The organism is Flavobacteriales bacterium (genome assembly GCA_026129465.1).
Lineage (GTDB): Bacteria > Bacteroidota > Bacteroidia > Flavobacteriales_F > PHOS-HE28 > PHOS-HE28.
The window spans coordinates 648,192-669,858 of the sequence record JAHCIA010000001.1 but is presented as its reverse complement, the minus strand read 5'-3'; the positions used below and the strand labels follow the sequence as shown (position 1 = coordinate 669,858).

Genomic DNA, 21,667 nt, shown 5'->3' with positions numbered 1-21,667 from the left:
GTCGGACACGAACACGCCATGATGGACGGCAACGTCCGAAACAGAAACCGGCAACACCCTTGAACACAAGAACACTGATGACGACTGATACCATGGGACCTGTACCACCGATGAGGATACTTGCCAGCCTGGGAGCCAAGACTTTGGGCTCTGGCGTACAGCGTCTTTTCGCCCTTCTCTTGCTCGCATCGCCCTTGGTCGCAGCGGCACAGGTCACCACCAACGGAGGATCAGGCCTGGCAGCCTCGTACGGCTCCCTGGCGGATGCCATCAACGCGTTGAATACCCTGGCCAACCCCAGCGCCACCTCTCCGGTGGTGATCACTGTCAATACGGACCAGACCACACCCCAGGGCGGCTACATCATCACGGCCTCGGGTACGGCGGCCAACACCATCACCTTCAGGGGTGCGGGCACCAGCCCCACAGTTACCGTGACGGCGGCGGTACCGGTCCCGAACATCACACACGACGCCATTTTCGAGATCCGGGGCGGCGACTGGATCACCATCGAGAACTTCCGGTTGCGGGAGCATGGTGCCACGCCGGTGTATTCCGGGGCTGGCCAGAACATGACCGAATGGGGTGTGGCCCTGACCCTGGCGAGCACCACCAACGGCCCGCTGAACTGCACCGTCCGGAACAACGACATCGCCCTGGACCGGCTCTACCCCACCAGCTTCGGGGTCTATGCCAACGCCTGGCACCCTGCGGAGACCCCCAACACCACCATCGGTCTTTCGGCCCCTGCGGCGATGCCGGCGGCCTACTCCTGCTCCGGCCTGGTGGTGCGCGGCAACGCCATCAGCAGTGTGAACATCGGCATCGCGGTGGTGGGGGCCAAGTCCGCCTCCAGCACACCTCCGGCGGTGAACGCCTACAACGACAATGTGACCATCGGCGGCCTCAGCCCAGCGGATGGGAACATCATCACCAACTTCGGCTCCACAGGCGCGCCCGGTGGTGCGGGCGCCGTCGGCATCCAGGCCGGCCAGAACGCGATCACGCTGCGCAACACGCGCAACTACATCATCGCCAACAACGACATCACCAGTTTCGCCGGATACAACGGTGGTGTCCTGCGGGGGATCTATGTCGACAACCAGACGACCGGCGCCAATGGTGGGGCCGGGACGCCCACGGCACCGCAGGGTGTGACGACCCAGGTCATCGACAACAACCGCATCTCCCTAAGCCAGGCCACAAGCAACAACGCCATCCAGGCCATCTACGTCCATTTCAACACCAACAACAACACCGCCGGTTCGTCGCTCTCGGTCAGTGGCAACGAATTCCACAAGATCGACCACACCAACGCTGGGCCGACCGCGTCCGGGGCCATCACCTTCATCAGCTGCAACTCAGGGTCACGCAGCCACAACATCAACAACAACCTGTTCACCGACCTGCAGGTGAAGACCACCGGGGACGTGACCATGATCAACAGCGTGACCATACCGGCCAACTCGACCAAGCGGGTGAACAACAACCGCATCGTGGGATCCTTCATGCAAACGACGGGGGGCTTCGGGGCGCTGCTCCTGTACAGGGCCCAGAACGGCACCACGCCAGGGGCTTTCGAAGAGAGCATCGGCAATGACTTCAGCAACATCACCTTCAGCGGTTTCGGGTTGGTCCTTGGCTGGGACATGGCCAGCAACAGCAACAATGTGACGCGGACGGTGATCAACAACACCTTCACCAACTGGGATGTCACGGGTACCAATACACTCAATCTGGCCGTGCTTGGTGTTGGGGGCTCCGGGGCTTCCACGGTGAGCGGCAATACCATCCGCAACATCACCAGGGCGGGTACCAGTGGCGCCTTGGTCGGGCTGCAATTGGGTGGAACAGGCTTCGCCACCGCCACCAACAACACGATCGAGGGCATCACCTGTGGCGGGAACGTATCCCCCAATATCGCCAGCGGTATCCGCATCAACGTACCGGCGAACGTGGTCGGCAACCGCATCCATGGGCTGGTGGTGACCGGGAACTTCCCCCTCGTGGGCATCGATCTCGAGGGAACCGGTGTGACCACGCCATCGGAGCCCACGGTGACCGTGGCGCGCAACCGGATCAGCGGCCTGCATGCCACCAATGCGGGCAACCTGGTGGTGGTGCGCGGCATAAGGGTGGAGACCAACGTTGGCAATGGTACGAGCACCTCCAACCGCAACATCTTCATCCACAACAACCTGATCGGCGATCTGCGGGCCTCGGCGACGGGTACCACCGGCGCGAATCCAGCACAGGTGATCGGCATCGACCTGCTGGGCACGGCCTCATTCAGCAACCGCTACGTGTCCTTCAACACCATCCACCTCAACGCCAGCAGCACCGGGACCAACAATTTCGGAAGCAGTGGGGTGTCGCACACCACAAGTGGCACCGCCACGTCCAACCGCCTGGTGATGCGCAACAACATCATCGTGAACACTTCCACCGCCAATGGTGCCAGTGGACGAACGGTGGCCTTCCGCCGGAGCGATGCGACGCTGACCAACTACAGCAACGCCGCAGGACTGGTCTCCGACCGCAACCTGTTCCATGTGGGCAATGGCGCCATGGACTTCATCTTCTCCAACGGCACGACCCACGTGCCGACCCTCGCGGCCTACCAGGCACTTGGGGGACTGGCACCGCGCGATGCCGGCGCCTTGTCAGAGATGCCCACCTTCCTGAGCGCGGATGGCGACGACCCCGGTTTTCTGCACCTGGACCCCGCAGTGTTCTCCCTGGCCGAAAGCGGCGGCATCGCATTCACCCTGCCAGCGACCATTACCACGGACTTCGATGGCGACACCCGCCAGAACCCGCCGGATATCGGTGCCGATGAGATCTGCGGTCCATGGGCAGGCGGGCCATACGGCATACCCACCACCTTTTATCTGGACGCCGATGGCGATGGGTACGGCGACCCGAACAATGCCCTGCCGGGCATATGCGACAGCGGCACCGCGCCCAACGGCTATGTGGACAACAACACGGACTGCAACGATGCGAACGCCACCGTATGGCAGAGCGCCACATTGTATGTGGATGTGGATGGTGACGGCTATGACGCCGGCTCGGGGATCGTATGCTATGGCGCCAACATCCCCAGCGGGTACAGCGCCACCACACTGGGCACGGATTGCGACGACTCCGACGCCAACCTGACGCAGACAGGGAACAATTGCGACGATGGGGACCCGAACACGTTGAACGACATCGTGCAGGCCGACTGCAGCTGCGCGGGCACCCCATCCACCGGCCTTGGCCATGACCTGGAGGCCGGTTGGCCATCCATCTATCCCAACCCCAGCACGGGAGCCTTCACCTTGTTGCCCGGCGGCAGCGGGCCCTATGAGATCACCGTGCATGACGCCCTCGGCCGCACCGTGGTGGCACCCTTCCGCATCAGCGGCCAGGACCCCGTGCCGCTCCACATCGCACAGCCCTTCAGCGGCACCTGTTACCTCTGCGCCACAGGAACCGCCGGAACGAAGGTCTTCCCCTTGGTGATCCTGCGCTGACCCACGCTCTCCATCGCTTCCAACCCGAAATCCCTGACAAACATGAACACCGCTGACCGTACCCCGATCCGCGCGCCCCACGGCATACCGACCTGGGCCTCCCGGCTTCGTGGCGCACTCCGCCTCTTCACCCTGTCGATCCTTACCGCACCCATCGGGGTCGTGGCCCAGAACGTCACCACCAACGGAGGGTCGGGGCTGGCGGCCACGTACCCCACACTGAACGCCGCCATCACCGCACTGAACGCGGCGACCATCTCCTCGCCGGTGGTCATCACATTGCTGGATGACGAGACCACACCACAGGGCGGTTTCATCATCACGGCCTCGGGCACGGCGGTCAACACCATCACCCTCCGGGGTGTGGGCAGCACCCCCACGGTGACCGTGACCGCCGCAGTGCCCGTGACCGGGGTCACCCACGATGCCATTTTCGAGATCAGGGGTGGCGACTGGATCATCATCGAGAACTTCCGGATGCGGGAGCATGCCGCCACGCCGGTGTACACGCCCGGTTCCAACAACATGACCGAATGGGGCGTGGCCCTGACCCTGGCAAGCCCTACCAATGGCCCGCTGAACTGCACCGTCCGGAACAACGACATCGCCCTGGACCGGCTCTACCCCACCAGCTTCGGGGTCTATGCCAACGCCTGGCACCAGGCGGAGACCCCCACCACCTCGGTCGCTCTTTCGGCCCCTGCAGCGATGCCGGCGACTTTTTCCTGCTCCGGCCTGGTGGTGCGCGGCAACGCCATCAGAAGTGTGAACATCGGCGTCGCGGTGGTAGGCGCCCGATCCGCCTCCAGCACCCCTCCGGCGGTGAACGCCTACAACGACAACATCACCATCGGCGGCCCGAACCCTGCGGATGGGAATATCATCACCGACTTCGGTTCCACGGGCGCGCCCGCTGGTGCTGGCGTCGTCGGCATCCAGGCCGGCCAGAACGCGATCACCCTGCGCAACACGCGCAACTACGTCATCGCCAACAACGACATCACCAGCTTCGAGGAGTACAATGGCGGCGTGCTGCGGGGGATCTATGTGGACAACCAGACCACTGGATCCGGCGGCGGCGTACCTGCAGAACCTGCCGGTGTGACGACACAGGTCATCGACAACAACCGGATCTCCCTGCGCCAATTCACGAGTGGCAATGCCATCCAGTCCATCTACGTCCACTTCAACACCAACAACAACACTGTGGGATCGTCATTGTCGGTCAATAACAACGAGTTCCACAACACCGACCACACCAATGCTGGGCCGACCGCGTCCGGGGCCATCACCTTCATCAGCTGCAACTCAGGGTCGCGCAGCCACAACATCAACAACAACCTGTTCACCGACCTGCAGGTGAAGACCACCGGGGACGTGACCATGATCAACAGCGTGACCATACCGGCCAACGCGACCAAGCGGGTGAACAACAACCGCATCGTGGGATCCTTCACGCAAACGACAGGGGGCTTCGGGACGCTGCTCCTGTACAGGGCCCAGAACGGCACCACGCCCGGTGCTTTCGAAGAGAGCATCGACAATGACTTCAGCAACATCACATTCAGCGGCACCGGTTTGATCGCGGGCTGGGACATGGCCACCAACAGCAACAATGTGACGCGGACGGTGACCACCAACACCTTCACCAACTGGGATGTCACGGGCAACACTTCACTCAACATGATCGTGCTGAGCGTTGGTGGCTCCGGGGTTTCCACGGTGAGCGGCAATACCATCCGCAACATCACCAGGGCGGGTACCAGCGGCGCCTTGGTGGGGCTGCGATTGGGTGGAACAGGCTTCGCCACCGCGACCAACAACACGATCGAGGGCATCACCTGTGGCGGGAGCACATCCCCCAATAACGCCAGCGGTATCCGCATCAACGTACCTGCGAACGTGGTCGGCAACCGCATCCATGGGCTGGTGGTGACCGGAAACTTCCCCCTCGTGGGCATCGATCTCGAGGGAACCGGTGTGACGACGCCATCGGAGCCCACGGTGACCGTGGTGCGCAACCGGATCAGCGGCCTGCATGCCACCAATTCCGGCAACGCGGTGACAGTGCGGGGCATTCGGGTGGAATCGAACGTGGGCTCCGGCACGAGCACCTCCGTCCGCAACATCTTCATCCACAACAACCTGATCGGTGACCTGCGGGCGTCCGCCACCGGGACCACAACCGCCAACCCTTCACAAGTGACCGGCATCGACCTGCTGGGCACGGCCTCATTCAGCAACCGCTACGTGTCCTTCAACACCATCCACCTCAACGCCAGCAGCACCGGGACCAACAACTTCGGCACCAGCGGGGTGTTCCATACCACAAGCGGCACCGCCACGTCCAACCGCCTGGTGATGCGCAACAACATCATCGTGAACACTTCCACCGCGAAAGGCACGACCGGACGTACGGTGGCCTTCCGGAGGAGCGATGCGACGCTGACCAACTACAGCAACACCGCAGGGCAGGTCTCCGACCGCAACCTCTTCCATGTGGGCAATGGTGCCATGGCCTTCATCTTCTCCAACGGCACGACCCACCTGGCGACCCTCGCGGCCTACCAGGCACTTGCGACACTGGCGCCGCGCGACGCCAACTCCGTGTCGGAGATGCCCACCTTCATGAGCGTGGATGGCACCAACTACGGCTTCCTGCACCTGGACCCCACGGTGTTCTCACTGGCCGAAAGCGGCGGCATCGCGATCACATCGCCAGCTTCCATCACCACGGACTTCGACGGCGACACCCGCCAGAACCCGCCTGATATCGGTGCCGATGAGATCTGCGGTCCATGGGCAGGCGGGCCATACGGCATTGCGACCATCTACGTGGATGCCGACGGCGACGGCTACGGCGATCCTGCGACCGCCGTGGGCGGCACCTGTGGAGTGGCCCCACCAGCAGGCCACGTGAACAACGGCGATGATTGCGACGACACCAACGCCCTGGTGTGGCAGAACGGCCTGCTCTATGTGGATGCGGATGGCGACGGGTATACCAATGGGACCGAGACCGTATGCTATGGCGCTGCGGCACCCGAAGGGTACAGCGTGGGGACTCTGGGTGCCGACTGCGATGACAGCGACCCCTTGGTGTGGCAGAGCGGCCTGCTCTACGTGGATGCGGATGGCGACGGATATACCAATGGCACCCAGACCGTGTGCTATGGCGCGACCGTGCCTGAAGGGTACAGCGCCAGTACCCTGGGTGCCGACTGCGATGACAGCGACGCCTTGCTGTGGCAGAACGGCCAGCTCTACGTGGATGCGGACGGCGACGGATATACCAATGGTACCCAGACCGTGTGCTATGGCGCGACCGTGCCTGAAGGGTACAGCGCCAGTACCCTGGGTGCCGACTGCGACGACAGTGATCCCTTGGTGTGGCAGAATGGCCTGCTCTACGTGGATGCGGACGGCGACGGGTATGACAATGGGACCCAGACCGTGTGCTACGGCGCTGCGGCACCTGAAGGGTACAGCGTGGGGACATCGGGTACGGACTGCGACGACAGCGACCCGAACCTGACCCAGGAAGGGGAGGCCTGTGACGATGGTGACGCGGGGACCGAGAACGATCTGGTGACTGCAGCGTGCACCTGCGCGGGTACACCGGTGGTTTCCTGTACCGCCGACCTCTTCTTCGTGCACAACACCACCACCAACTACCAGGACCTGGTGTGGACGATCCACGACCAGAACACCAACGCGGTGGTGGTGAGCGGCGGCATCAATCCCGGTGCGGGCAGCATGCCCCTGTGCCTGCCCAACGGCTGCTACTACCTGCGGGTGAGCAACAGCGGCACGGGCACCATCACGGGCGGCTACCGCTTGATCCTGAAGAACGCCGTGGGCGCATACAACAACGACCGCATCATCGACGATACGGACAACCTGGTGCTGGGCCCCGGTGGCGACAACGGCATCAGCAACAACGAGGGCTTCTGCATCACCAATGGTTCCATCGGCGGCGATGAGCCCATCTACACCAGCTGCGACCGCAACTGGTGGAAGAGCGGCGACTACCTGGTGGCGAGCGAGAATGCCACAGTGAGCGCCGAGTTCGGCGGTCCATATGCCAGCAGCAGCGGCTACGAGTTCTGGTTCTACGACCCCAACGGTGGCCTCAGCTTCCGCAAGACGCGCGTGCACACGGTGAGCGATGGCTTCGCGCCCAACAACGCGGTGCGCGCCTGCCACATCAAACTCAACAACTGGGCGGCGGCGAACCACCTGCAGAACGGCACCCTCTACAACGTGCGCATCCGTGGCGTGGTGGCCGGCAACCCGATTGGTGAGTACGGCCCCGCCTGCCGCGTGGTGCTCGATCCGGTGCTGGCCCAGTGCCACCCCACGGGCTTGAACGACATCCCCGGCAACCCCAACTTCAGCTGCGGCGTGGACCGCATCTGGGGCGGGCCCAACCAATTGGCCAACCGCATCTTCTGCCGCCCGGTGGCCGGTGCCAACCTCTACGAGTGGGAGTTCACCAACGACCCCAACGAACAGGCCTATAGCGCCGTGCTGCAGACCACGGGCGTGCAGCGGCACTTGAACTGGACCAGCCAGCCCGCCATGCAGACCGGCCGCACCTACAACGTGCGTGTGCGGGCCAGCAAGAACAATGGCGCCAGCTGGTGCGATTGGGGCTGGACCTGCCAGGTGACCATTATCCCCAGCGCAGCGCCGGGCAACGAGAGCATGGCCCTGGAAGGCGATGCCGCCAGCGACCTGGCCCTCTGGCCCAACCCCAACAACGGCCAGCAAGTGTGGATCGCATTGGATGAAGTGCATGTCAACACCGTGGCGATCGACATCTTCGATCTGCGCGGCCAGCGCGTGATGGCACGCGAGATCGCCACGCAAGGCGGAGAGCTCTACACCAACATCGACCTCGGTGGCCTGGCGGCCGGCACCTACCTGGTGACGATCACCGCCGGTGACCAGCAACACGTGAAGCGCTTGGTGATCCAACCATAGCGCCGACCTCAGAGGGCCCGATAGGGGAGGGCCAATTGGGAAGAAGCCCCGCGGCGTTCATCGCTGCGGGGCTTCGTCTGTGGTGTTTCCGGCGCTGGGATCTACTCGCACCAGATCAACAGCATCTCTTCCACGGAAGCATCGCCCAAGGCGTGGGCTGGCATAAGGGGACATGGACGAACTGCCTCTCGGCGGAAAACAAGGACGATTTATCCACGATCGCTTGTCCTGGCTGGGGAACGGGACTAGCTTTCCCATGTCGACCCGGCGCGTGCGCGGGTACCACGGTCGGATATCCGGAAGGCACCGTGGATGTGCGAAGGATACAGCGCCTCGTCCTCATCAGGACACTCTGTACTACGGTCAGGCAACTTGGATCGGATCGAGCATTTTGGTGCGCCTGCATACCACGATCGGTAGGTGCCCACCGTCGAATGATCGCCCCATCAAGACCATTGCGCGCGACACACCCAACACCCATCTGGACCATGGAAGGCATGAACAGATCCCCGATCTTCATGCTGGGCATGATACTGCCCCTTGCATTGAACGCCTTGGCCAATACCGGCCCCTATTCCTTGGATATTTTGGCGGGCTCCGTACAACCACCGGTCGACTGCCCCCTGTTGGGCTTGAACATCGGCGACCCCTGCGATGATGGGGACCCGTGCACGGCCGGCGAGACCGTGGACGGCGCCTGCAATTGCACCGGTGGGGTGCCGCTGAATTGTGACGATGGCGATGCCTGCACCACGGACCTCTGCCTGATGCCCGGTACCTGCCTGGCGCCTGACAATAGTTCTGGCACGGCCGACCTGCCAGCCGCTGTTTGCAGCTACATGGCATAAAGCCCCATGTATGTGGTGAACGGTCTGCCCGGGGGGTCGACGATCGAGATCGCCGCGATCAACGACAGTTACACGTGTCCCATGGGCGGACCCTCCGTGTGCGCCTTCCCATACCCTATTCCGGGAGTTGATTGTTCCTTGGGATCACCGGCGACCGGGGAACAGAGTTGTGCTTCTTCCTTCCTGCGGCTGGATCTTGTGGGAACGGGGATATTCACCGGTTACTTCCGTCATCTGGACATTCCGATCGAGACCCAGATGAACTTCGATCCGCGCATCCCATTCGACCCGGTGCAATCCTTTGATGCGGACCTGTTCCGCCTCTTTGGGCAGATCGTCGCCGATCCGGACTTCGACCTTTTCCGGATCGTATCGGGTACCGATTTCGGCCTGCCCAGCCCGGGCCACACAACACTGGTCCAGAATGGTGGCGACTGGCATGTGGACAGTTTCTTCGACATCACTTACCGGATCGACTTCGTCGGTGCGCCGGGGGGAGTGTACAGTGGCATGAGCGGCAGCACTACGCTGACCGTGCGTTTGGCATCGCCAGCAGGGATCGGTCCTGGCACCTGCTACAACATCCCCATTGTTTGCGATGACAATGATCCCTACACGGTGGATACCTGTGATACGATCCTGGGCTGCGTCTTCACCCCTGTTCCATGCGACGATGCCGACCCATGCACCGATGATGTGCTCGTGCTCCCTGGTGCCTGTCTGGCCCCCGGAAATGGCGCTGGCACGGCCGACCTGCCGGCCGCTGTTTGCAGCTATATGGCACAAAGCCCCATGTATGTGGTGAACGGTCTGCCCGGGGGGTCGCCGATCGAGATCGCCGCGATCAACGACAGTTTCACGTGTCCCATGGGCGGACCCTCCGTGTGCGCCTTCCCATACCCTATACCGGGTGTTGATTGCTCCGAGGGAACACCGGCAACAGGTGAGCAGAGTTGTGCTTCCTCCTTCCTTCGGCTGGATCTGGTGGGCACTGGTATCTACTTAGGTTGGTTCCGCCATCTGGATATTCCGATCGAGACCCAGATGCATTTCGCACCACGTACGCCATTCGACCCGGTGCAATCCTTTGATGCGGACCTGTTCCGCCTCTTTGGGCAGATCACCGGCGATCCGGATTTCGACCTCTTCCGGATCGTATCGGGTACCGATTTCGGCCTGCCCAGCCCGGGCCATACCACTCTATTTCAGAACGGTGGCGACTGGCATGTGGACAGCTTCTTCGACATCACCTACCGGATCGACTTCGTGGGTGCACCGGGGGGAGTGTACAGTGGCATGAGCGGCAGCACCACTCTGACCGTGCGTTTGGCCACACCGGCGGGCGCAGGTCCACCGGTGTGTGTGCATGAACCCATTGTGCCCTGCGGCAGTTGCACCGCCGACCTCTACATCGCCTACGACCAGACCACCAACTACCAGGATGTGGTCTGGGCCATCCACGACCAGGCCGATGACGCGGTGGTGGCCAGCGGTGGCTTCAACCCCGGCGAAGGCAGCGTGACCACCTGCGTGCCCGATGGCTGCTACTACCTGCGCGTGACCAACAGCGGTGGCAACGTGGTCTCCGGCGGCTACCGCCTGGTGCTCGATTCGTTGCAGGGCACCAGCGCCTACGGCAACCTGCGCATCATCGACAACCGGGGCAACCTCACGCTCGGTGCCTTCGCTTCCAACGGCATCAGCAATAACGAGGGCTTCTGCATCCCGCTGGGCGGCGATGAGCCCTTGTACACCAGCTGCGACCGCTACTGGTGGAAGAGCGGCGAGTACCTGGTGGCCCGCGAGAACGCGGCGGTGAGCGGCCTGTTCGGGGTGACCAACGCCACCAGCGGCTATGAGTTCTGGTTCTACGACCCCAACGGCGCGCTGAACTTCCGCAAGCTGCGCACCCATGCGGTGAGCGATGGCTTCGCGCCGAACAACGCGCTGCGGGCCTGCCACATCAAGCTCAACAACTGGGCGGCGGCCAACCACCTGCAGGAGTTCCAACTCTACAACGTGCGCATCCGCGGCGTGGTGGATGGCAGTGCCGGGGAATACGGTCCCGCCTGCCGTGTAACGCTCGATCCGGTGCTGGCCGCCTGCCCGCCCACGGGTCTCAACGACATCCCCGCCAACCCCAACTTCAGCTGCGGCGTGGACCGCATCTGGGGCGGGCCCAACCAAGTGGCCAACCGCCTCTTCTGCCGACCGGTGGCCGGTGCCAACCTGTACGAGTGGGAGTTCACCAACGACCCCAACGAACCGGCCTACTACGTGACTCGCCAGACCACCGGCGTGCAGCGCCACCTGAACTGGGCAAGCCCCACACCCGCCATGTCCGTGGGAAACACCTACAACGTGCGCGTGCGGGCCAGCAAGAACGGCGGCCTCACGTGGTGCGCCTGGGGCTGGACCTGCCAGGTGACCATCGTGCCCAGCGCGGCGCCGGGCAACGAGAGCATGGCCCTGGAAGTCGATGCCGCCAGCGACCTGGCCCTCTGGCCCAACCCCAACAACGGCCAGCAGGTGTGGATCGCGTTGGATGAAGTGTCCACCGCCACCGTGGCGATCGATATCTTCGACCTGCGCGGCCAGCGCGTGATGGCGCGCGAGGTTCCTGCGCAAGGCGATCACCTGTACACGATGCTCGACCTCGATGGCGTGGCCGCAGGCACCTATGTGGTGGCCGTGACGGCAGGGGAGGAGCGCCACATGCAAAGGCTGGTGGTGCAGCCCTGAGCCGATCCTGATACCAACGGCTGAAGCCCCGTCCACGGTCATCGTGGGCGGGGCTTTCCGCTTCTTGACGGTGGCCGCCGTGAACGAGCGCGTGCCAAATGGCCCGCATTCCCCACTAACGAATGTTCTATTGTCATCCACCCCATGGTCCCGATACGTTTGGCGCATCACCGTGGAAGCGGTGAGAATGCCCTACGAACCGAACACGAAACCAAAACTCAATGACGATGAAGACGACGAAGAACTTCCAACGGATGGTAGCCGCGATGGCATTCATGGCCACCATGAATTTCGCCATGGCGCAGGGCCAGCAAGCGGAGCTGGATGACATGATCCGACCTGTGAGCCCCGGCCTTGCCGTGGATGAAGTGGGCCACCGCAGCGCTTCACCGGCCCAGGAGATCACCTTCAGGATCGTCCAGGTGGCACAAGGCACCTTCGGATATGAAGTGGCTCGTGATGGCAGGACGTACATCCGCCAGGAGACCGTTCCGGGTCGTGCGGGTGTGACCGGTTTCGCCACCGCTGAACAGGCCGCACGCGTGGCCGAACTGGCGGCGAAGAAGCTCATCAACGGCATCGATCCGCCCACCATCAGCCAGCAGGAGTTGGCCGGCATGGGGCTCTGACAACCTATTTCAGGAACATCATGAGCACCCAGCGAATTTCCACTTTGTTGGTCGCCGGCCTGTTGGCCGTTGCGGCCATGGCACAGCCCGACACCTGGACCCAGCGCAGCAGCCTGGGCGAGGTGCCTCCCAGCGGTCCCTTGGCCAGGATCGGCGCGGCCACCTTCACCGTTGGTGGCAAGGCCTACCTCTGCGAGGGACTCAACAACGGAACCATCATCGAGGACTTCTGGGAATACGATCCCGCCACGTTGACCTGGTCGCAGAAGGCGGACTTTCCCGGGACACCAAGGGCCTATGGGGTGGGCTTCTCCACCAATGACCATGGTTATGTGGCCACAGGCATCACCTACGGCAACATCCGCCTGAATGACACCTGGCGCTACGACCCCGCTACGAACAGCTGGGCCCAACGCGCCAACGTGCCCGGCCAGACCCGTGACCAGGCCTTCGTGGTTTCGATCAACGGCGTGGCCCACGTGGGGGGCGGTATCGGTGGTGATACCTTCCTTCAGAGCGATCTGTACGCCTATGATGCGGCGACCGACACCTGGACCGCCAGGGCGCCCCTGCCCGGCAACAGCGGCCGCCAGGGCCCTGCGGGCTTCGCCTCCGGTGGCAAGGGCTACATGGTGGGCGGTTTCGACGGGCTGGTGCGCACCAATGCCGCCTTCGCCTATGACCCCGCCACCAACATCTGGACCCAGGTGGCCAGCATTCCGGCCTTGGGTCGCAGGGCAGGCGTGGGCTTCAGTTTGAACGACCAAGGCTACACCGCCACGGGTCTGGCCCAGGGTGGCGACATCCTGGCCGATCTCTGGCGCTATGAGGTGGCGACGAACACTTGGACGGCGTTGCCATCGCGTCCCGGCCTCGGACGCTATCTCAGCGCGGCCTTTGTCGCGGGTGGGGAGGCCTATGTGGGCTTTGGCTTTGGTGCGGACCCATTGCTGGGCAATACTTACTTGACCGACATGGCCCGCTATAACGCGGTGGCCAATGCATGGTCACCTGCGCCAGGCGCGCCCGACGATCGCCGCGACCTGGGTGCGGGCTTCGCGCTGGATGGCAAAGGCTATGTCTTCGGTGGCCGTGGCGGGGACTTCCTCAACGATCTCTGGTCCTACGATCCCGCCACGGACCAATGGTCGCAGCGAGCTGACCTGCCCGCTGAAGGCCGCACCTCGCCGGTCGCCTTCGCCATTGGCGGAACAGGCTATGTGGCCACCGGATTCACCCGCAACAGTGGCCGCGTGAGCGACCTGTGGGCCTATGATCCCGGCACGAACAGCTGGAGTGCCCGCGCGCCCATGCCCACTGCGGGCAGGAATGGCGCCTTGGCGTTGGTGGTGGGCGGAACGGCCTTCGTGGGAACCGGTTTCACCGGTACCGTGCGCCTGAACGATCTGTGGGCCTATGATCCCTTGGCCGATTCATGGACACCACGTGCCGAACTGCCCGGTATCGCCCGCAACCAAGCCGCCGGCTTTGAGTTGGGTGGCCAGGTATACCTCGGTACCGGGTTCGATGGCGTGAATGCCTTGAACGACCTGTGGGCCTATGACCCAGCGACGGACACCTGGGACCCCAAAGCCGCGCTGCCCGGGGTGGGTCGTCGCCTGGCCTCCGGCTTCGCACTGGTGAGCCGGGGCATCATGGCCGGAGGAACGGCCGCGACCACCCTGTCGGAGACCTGGTCCTATGATCCTTTCGCGGACGCCTGGACCCAACGCGCATCCCTGCCCGGTGGGCCGCGAACCGCGACCCCCACTTTCGTCATCGATGATCATGGCTACCTGGCCACAGGCTTCGGCCCCTTCGGACTGGACGATGAGGTGTGGTCCTACCAGTCCATCGTGGTGAACGACTGCAATGGCGTGCCCAATGGTGGCGCCTTCCTCGACGCCTGCGGGCAGTGCGTGGGCGGCGATACCGGCGAAGAACCATGCGTGGCGGACTGCGCCGGCGTGCAGGGTGGTTCAGCCTACCTGGACGAGTGTGACCAATGCGTTGGTGGAACAACGGGCCTGGAGCCCTGCACGCCCCCCTGTGGTGCGGCATACAGCTTCAGTGGTGACGGATTCGTGATCCCGGACAACGTGCCTGCCGGGATCTCCAGTTCCATCGTCGTCACCGATGAAGGCGCCCTGACGGACATCACCGTGACGCTGTCAGGCCTTGGCCACACCTGGGCCGGCGATCTCATCGCCACCATCACGCACGAGGCTTCGGGCACCACCCGTCCGCTGTTCAACCGCGTGGGGCGCGTGGTCACCGGCTTCGGTCTCTCCGCCGATTTCGGCGGCAGCTACGCCTTCAATGATGCGCACACGGCCAACCTGTGGAACGTGGTCGGCAGCCCCATTCCCGGCGGTGACTATTTCGCCACGGGTGCCGATGCGTCCACGCAGGTATTCCTGCTCGATGGTCTGGCCGGCGTGGACATCGCCGGCACCTGGACGTTGAACATCTCGGACAACGCCGGAGGGGATACGGGGTCGCTGATCGGTTGGAACCTGGGGCTCTCCGTGGGCTGCCTGCCCGATTGCGCAGGTGAACCCGGTGGCGAGGCCTACCTGGATGATTGCGGCAACTGCGTGGGCGGCAACACCGGCAACGAACCCTGTGTGGCCGACTGCAACGGTGTCTTCGGAGGCTCCGCCTTCGTGGACGAATGCGGCACCTGCGTGGGCGGCGATACCGGTCAAGTACCCTGCGTGCAGGACTGCAACAACGAGTTCGGCGGCACCGCCTACTTGGACGCTTGCGGCATTTGTGTAGGGGGCAGCACCGGCATCGATCCCTGTGTGCTCGATTGCGCGGGGGTGCAGAACGGCACAGCCTACTTCGACGAGTGCGGCATCTGCGTGGGTGGAGACACGGGTCTTGATCCCTGCGTGCCGCCCTGCCTGGTGGTGAACGCGTACCAGGGCAACGGCTTCATCATTCCGGACAACGTGCCTGCAGGCATCGCCAGTTCCATCGTCGTCACCGATCAAGGCGCTCTGTCGAATATCACGGTGACGCTGACAGGCCTTGGCCACACCTGGGCCGGCGATCTCATCGCCACCATCACGCACCAGCCTTCCGGCATCACCCGTCCGCTCTTCAACCGCGTGGGGCGCGTGGCCACCGGCTTCGGTCTCTCCGCCGACTTCAGCGGCAGCTACGCCTTCAATGATGCGCACACGGCCAATCTGTGGAACGCGGTCGGCAGCCCCATTCCCGGCGGTGACTACTTCGCCACAGGTGCCGATGCGCCCACGCAGGTCTTCCTGCTCGATGGATTGGCAGGCGTGGACATCGCCGGCACCTGGACGCTGAACATCTCGGACAACGCCGGAGGGGATACGGGTTCACTGCAAGCGTGGACCCTGGAACTGACCGCGGAGTGTCAATTGGATTGCCATGGCGACCTCAACGGCACAGCGTATGTCGACGCCTGTGGCATCTGTGTGGGTGGTGACACCGGCCTTGAACCCTGCGTGATCGATTGCGCGGGTGTGCAGGACGGAACGGCCTATATCGATGACTGCGGCAACTGTGTGGGAGGTGACACCGGAGTTGAGCCTTGCTGCCTGGAGAACTACAGCTTCCAAGGCGATGGCTTCATCATTCCGGACAACGATCCGGCTGGCCTTTCCTCTTCGATCGTGGTCACCGATGCGGGCGCCTTGTCGGACATCACCGTGACGCTGACAGGCCTTGGCCACACCTGGGCCGGCGATCTCATCGCCACCATCACGCACGAGGCTTCGGGCACCACCCGTCCGCTGTTCAACCGCGTGGGGCGCGTGGTCACCGGCTTCGGTCTCTCCGCCGACTTCGGCGGCAACTACGCCTTCAATGACGCGCACACGGCCAACCTGTGGACCGTGGGCGGCACACCCATTCCCGGCGGTAATTACTTCGCCACGGGTGCCGATGCGCCCACGCAGGTCTTCCTGCTCGATGGTCTGGCAGGCGTGGACATCGCCGGCACCTGGACGCTGAACATCTCGGACAACGCCGGAGGGGATACGGGTTCGCTGTTGTCCTGGTCGCTGGGGCTGACCGCCGATTGTCCGGTGGACTGCAATGGTGTCACAAACGGAACGGCCTACGTGGACGGCTGCGGCAACTGTGTGGGCGGCGATACGGGCAATGAGCCCTGCGTGGCCGACTGCAACGGTGTCTTCGGCGGCACGGCCTACCTCGATGATTGCGGTGCCTGCATCGGTGGCAACACCGGCATCTCCTTCATCAGCGCGGATGCCTGGGTGATCGATGGCGATTGCGATGCTGGCGTGTTCAGCATCCAGGTGGCCATCTCCGAACCGGGCGGGCCCCTGGCGGGTCTGCAGGTGCAGCTGCTGGTGGACGATGTCGTGACGGAGACCGTGGACGCGAACAACTTCTTCGCCTTCTCGGACATCCCCGTCAACACGAACGTCACGATCACGGTGAACAACCTCATCACCGGCGTTTGCGAGGTGGTACTGGGGCCCTTCACCTTCGCTTGTGCCACCTGCGACATTCCCTTCGACGCCAATGCGGGCAACGACGCCATGGTGTTCTTCGGCAACTACAACCCCCAGAGCTGCGTGACCTTGCAGGGCACCGCCACAGGCGGCGCGCCCTTCCCGGGCGGCGAGTACCTCTTCCAGTGGGGCAATGGTCCCGTGGTGCAGGGCACTTCGCTGCCCTTGCAGGTATGTCCCACCACCGATACGGTCTATCTGCTCACGGTGACCGATGCCGCAGGCTGTGTGACCACCGATGAGGTGACCGTGCTGGCCGTGAACATCAACTGCAGCGGACCGGGCAACAACAACAAGGTGCGCGTGTGCATCAACGGCGTGAACGTGTGCATCTCCATCAACGCGGTGGCAGCGGTGCTGGCGAACAACCCCAACGCCACCCTCGGGCCCTGCCCGAAGAGCCTGGGTGCCGCGCTTCCCGGTGTGGGCCTGTTCCCCAATCCCACCGATGGGGCGCTGGTGATGCTCAGCATCGACGATGTGCCGGCCGGTGTGGACCAAATCACCGTGGAGGTCTTCGACCTGGCGGGCCAGCGTCAGCACAGCTGGATCTTCGCCACCCAGGGTGAACGTTTCATCTCCCAACTCGATCTGCGCAACGACCTCGCCTCTGGCGTGTACTTCGTGCAGGTGGGCATGGACGGTCATGTGGTGACCGAGCGACTGGTGATCGCACGCTGATCATCGCATCACGGAACGAAGGAAGCCGCTCCCGCAAGGGGGCGGCTTCCTGCTTTGTGGCCGTGGCCGGTGTATCGGCTCCGGATCCCGCCGATCCACGCACCAATGAAAACCCATTGGTGTTGGGCAACGCAAGGGATGGGGCAGGCACCGGGTGTGCGCGTGTGGATGCCGACAATTCGGTCCAAGTGGCTGGGACCATGGCCAAAGGGCGGGCGTGTATATCTTCAACGATCGATGTGATGCGCTGTCCGCCGCATCCCGCCGTACCGAATGACCACACAAAGGTCACTTGAGGGTAACAGGCACCGCATCACACCGAGGGCACCTTTGCCAGCCTTCGTTCAAGCCAGGGGTAATCATCACCAAAAACATACAACAATGCGTTTCCGATCCACCCTCCTCCCTGCATGGTCCCGCTCCGTGCTGGTCTCCATCATGTTCCTCTGCACCATGGCAGGCCAGGCCCAAGTGGCCGCATGGGAAATGGCAGGGCTCGCAGGCAATTAAGCCTCGGTGGCGGCCACCACAGCGAATGCCAACCTGACCGTAGGCGCGATGACCCGTGGCGCAGGACTCAGTCCTTCTGTCTTGGGCAATGCCTTCAGTTCATCCAACTTCTTGAACACGGGACTGGCCGGTGCACAGAGCGGCAACAAGTACCTGCAGTTCTCCATCACGGCCAACACGGGCTGGCAGGTCTCGTTGAGCACGCTCGATGCCAACTTCCGCCGTTCGAGCACAGGCCCCAACGCCTTCCAGTGGCAGTACAGCCTGGACGGCTTCGCCACGGCGGGTGTGAACGCGGGTGCGGAGATCAGCTACACGGGTACCGCCACCAACGGCGATGCACAGGCGCAGATCGACCTGAGTGCCATCGCGGCGCTGCAGAATGTGGCCGCAGGAACGACGATCACCTTCCGGCTTTTCGGCTGGGGGGCCTCCGCCACTGGCGGCACCTTCGCCATCGGCCGTCTGGCGGGGAATGACCTGGCCATCGGTGGCACGGTGGAACCTGGTGTTGGTCCCATGTGCGGTATCTTCCTGGGTGCGGCCAACGCCGCTTGCAACAGCCAGACCGCTGGTCCGGGGAATGATACGTATGACCTGAGCATCCCATACACGGGTATCGACGCTTTGGTGTCGGTGATCAACAACAGCGGCTCCGGCACCGTGGGCGGAGACGACCCGGCACTGGTGAGCGACGGTACCATCGTGATCAGTGGCATCAACGAGGACGATGCGTACAACATCACCTTCAGCTCGCCTTGCGACGCCCTCACCGTGAACGGTGCAGCACCTTCCTGCGAGCCACCGTTCGCCGGTACGACCATCTCTTTCGATGAGGCACTTCTTTGGACCGCAGGTTCAGGTAGCCTGGCTTCGTATTTCAGCGACCATGTCTACGAGGAGGCGGATTGGAGCTTCACCGGAGGACCGGCACTGCGCAATGGCACCGCCGCCCAGGACGGTTTCGCGGGAGCGCTGGGCACCTATGCATGGCGCTTGCAGAACGTGGCTGGCGTGGACTGGCGGGCTACCTACGAGGGTGGGGATATCTTGGAGAACTTCGGGTTCAGCGTGCGCCGCTGGGACGATTCGCCAAGTCCCGCGTTCGAAGTAAGCTACAGCACCAATGGAGGATCCACCTTCAGTGCTGCGGTGGCCGTGATCAACAATGCCTACCTGAACAACAGTTCCGATTGGAAGGTGTTCAGCCATATCATCGCCAGCCCATCCTTCGTACCAGCAGGCCAGTTCGTGGTCCGCGTGATCTCCACAGGCACCACGGAACGCATCATGGTGGACGACTTCACCTTTGAGACCAGCCCGGCACCTCCCTGCCCCTTCGCCCTCGAGAACCTCCCCAATTTCGATGAGAACACCTGCGCCTGCGAACTGGGCTTCTACGCCACCATCGAGGACATCGACGGCAACGATGTGATCACGGATTGCACCATCTGCCCGCCGGGCAGCTTTTGCCCGGATGGTTTGTCCGCCGCGCCCTGTCCTGCTGGAACATTCAGCGACAGTGTGGGTGCGATCAACTGCGCGCCTTGTGCGGCCGGATACGCCAACAACAACATGGGCCAAACGGCCTGCACCGCCTGCCCACCGGGTGCTTTCAGCGCAAGCGCCGGTGCGGAGGAGTGCGATCTCTGCCCGGCCAACACCTACAACCCCGTTTCCGCGCAGACCGAATGCCTGGCCTGTCCCGATGGGGAGACCAGTGGGCTGGGCGCCACGGCCTGCACCCCCAGTGGTGGCCCCTGCACCGCCGACCTCTTCTTCGTGCACAACAACACCACCAACTACCAGGATCTGGTGTGGACCATCCACGACCAGAACACCGACGCGGTGGTGGAGACCGGCGGCATCAACCCCGGCGAGGGCAGCGTGCCCCTGTGCCTGCCCGACGGCTGCTACTACCTGCGCGTGACCAACAGCGGTGGCAACACCATCACCGGTGGCTACCGCCTGATCCTGAAGAACGCCGTGGGCGCTTACAACAACGACCGCATCATCGACGATACGGACAACCTGGTGCTGGGCCCCGGTGGCGACAGCGGCATCAGCGGCAACGAGGGCTTCTGCATTCCGCTGGGCACCGATGAGCCCATTTACACCAGCTGCGACCGCTACTGGTGGAAGAGCGGCGACTACCTGGTGGGCAGCGAGAACCTGACGGTGAGCGCCGAGTTCGGTGGGCCCAATGCCGGTAACAGCGGCTACGAGTTCTGGTTCTACGATCCGAATGGTGGCCTCAGCTTCCGCAAGACGCGTGTACACACCGTGAGCGATGGCTTCGCCCCCAACAACGCGGTGCGCGCCTGCCACATCAAGCTCAACAACTGGGCGGCCGCCAGCCACCTGCAGAACGGGGTGCTCTACAACGTGCGCTCGCGCGGCGTGGTGGCCGGCAACCCGCTCAGCGAGTTCGGCCCCGCCTGCCGCGTGACGCTCGATCCGGTGCTGGCCGCCTGCCCGCCCACGGGTCTGAACGACATCCCCGGCAACCCCAACTTCAGCTGCGGCGTGAACAAGAAATTCGGTGGGCCCAACCAGGTGGCCAACCGCCTCTTCGCCCGCCCGGTGGCCGGTGCCAACCTGTACGAGTGGGAGTTCACCAACGACCCCAACGAACCGGCCTACTACGTGACTCGCCAGACCACCGGCGTGCAGCGCCACCTGAACTGGCCTGCCAGCCAAGGTGATCCCATGCTCGTAGGCAATACCTACCGTGTGCGGGTACGTGCCAGCAAGAACAATGGCGTTACCTGGTGCGACTGGGGCTGGACCTGCGAGGTGACCATCATACCCAGCGCAGCGCCGGGCAATGAGAACATGGCCCTGGAAGGCGATGCCGCCAGCAACCTGGCCCTCTGGCCCAACCCCAACAACGGCCAGCAAGTGTGGATCACCCTGGATGAGCTGGCCGCTGAGGTGGGCACCGTGGCCGTGGACCTGTACGACCTGAGCGGCAAGCGCGTGATGGCACGCGAGATCGCGACCCAGGGCGGACAGCTCTACACCAACATCGACCTCGGTGGCCTGGCCGCCGGCACCTACCTGGTGACCATCACCGCCGGTGACGAGCAGCACATGCGCCGCCTGGTGGTGCAGCCCTGAGCGTCGCCTGCCCCCCCGATGGGCGACCTCCACGAAGCCCCGCTCCTGCGCAGGAGCGGGGCTTTCTCTTGCGGATACACCACTCCACTGGTCAAACGGTGGCCCAAGACGGT

The 21,667-nt window shown here is 63.6% G+C and carries 7 protein-coding genes; all 7 read left to right on the top strand.

Features of this window, described 5'->3' with window-relative positions:
- The first annotated feature begins 179 nt into the window (after window positions 1-179).
- The 7 genes from KIT10_02780 to KIT10_02750 all read left to right on the top strand — a co-directional run bounded on the left by KIT10_02780 (window position 180) and on the right by KIT10_02750 (window position 21,554).
- The gene (locus tag KIT10_02780; GenBank protein MCW5898169.1) at window positions 180-3,518 is read left to right on the top strand and encodes a hypothetical protein; all 3,339 of its coding nucleotides are present in this window, start codon (window positions 180-182) and stop codon (window positions 3,516-3,518) included.
- Between the two features lie 42 nt (window positions 3,519-3,560).
- On the top strand, window positions 3,561-8,504 hold the full coding sequence (locus KIT10_02775) for a T9SS type A sorting domain-containing protein (protein MCW5898168.1): 4,944 nt from the start codon (window positions 3,561-3,563) through the stop codon (window positions 8,502-8,504).
- Between the two features lie 497 nt (window positions 8,505-9,001).
- Window positions 9,002-9,352: a hypothetical protein gene (locus KIT10_02770; protein MCW5898167.1), complete on the top strand. Its 351-nt coding sequence runs from the start codon at window positions 9,002-9,004 to the stop codon at window positions 9,350-9,352.
- A gap of 6 nt (window positions 9,353-9,358) precedes the next feature.
- Complete coding sequence (locus KIT10_02765; GenBank protein ID MCW5898166.1) at window positions 9,359-12,094, top strand: T9SS type A sorting domain-containing protein; 2,736 nt, start codon at window positions 9,359-9,361, stop codon at window positions 12,092-12,094.
- 227 nt (window positions 12,095-12,321) lie between these two features.
- Entirely contained in the window at window positions 12,322-12,723 is a 402-nt protein-coding gene (locus tag KIT10_02760; protein MCW5898165.1) for a DUF4907 domain-containing protein, read from the top strand.
- A 20-nt stretch (window positions 12,724-12,743) separates the two neighbouring features.
- Window positions 12,744-17,924, top strand: a complete 5,181-nt coding sequence (locus KIT10_02755) for a proprotein convertase P-domain-containing protein (GenBank protein MCW5898164.1) — start codon at window positions 12,744-12,746, stop codon at window positions 17,922-17,924.
- Between the two features lie 621 nt (window positions 17,925-18,545).
- On the top strand, window positions 18,546-21,554 hold the full coding sequence (locus KIT10_02750) for a T9SS type A sorting domain-containing protein (GenBank protein MCW5898163.1): 3,009 nt from the start codon (window positions 18,546-18,548) through the stop codon (window positions 21,552-21,554).
- Window positions 21,555-21,667: the final 113 nt, after the last annotated feature.

Bases quoted from the DNA above. Each gene is read 5' to 3' on its own strand.
- KIT10_02775 (MCW5898168.1), top strand. From the start codon at position 3,561: ATGAACACCGCTGACCGTACCCCGATCCGCGCGCCCCACGGCATACCG.
- KIT10_02770 (MCW5898167.1), top strand. From the start codon at position 9,002: ATGAACAGATCCCCGATCTTCATGCTGGGCATGATACTGCCCCTTGCA.
- KIT10_02765 (MCW5898166.1), top strand. From the start codon at position 9,359: ATGTATGTGGTGAACGGTCTGCCCGGGGGGTCGACGATCGAGATCGCC.
- KIT10_02760 (MCW5898165.1), top strand. From the start codon at position 12,322: ATGAAGACGACGAAGAACTTCCAACGGATGGTAGCCGCGATGGCATTC.
- KIT10_02755 (MCW5898164.1), top strand. From the start codon at position 12,744: ATGAGCACCCAGCGAATTTCCACTTTGTTGGTCGCCGGCCTGTTGGCC.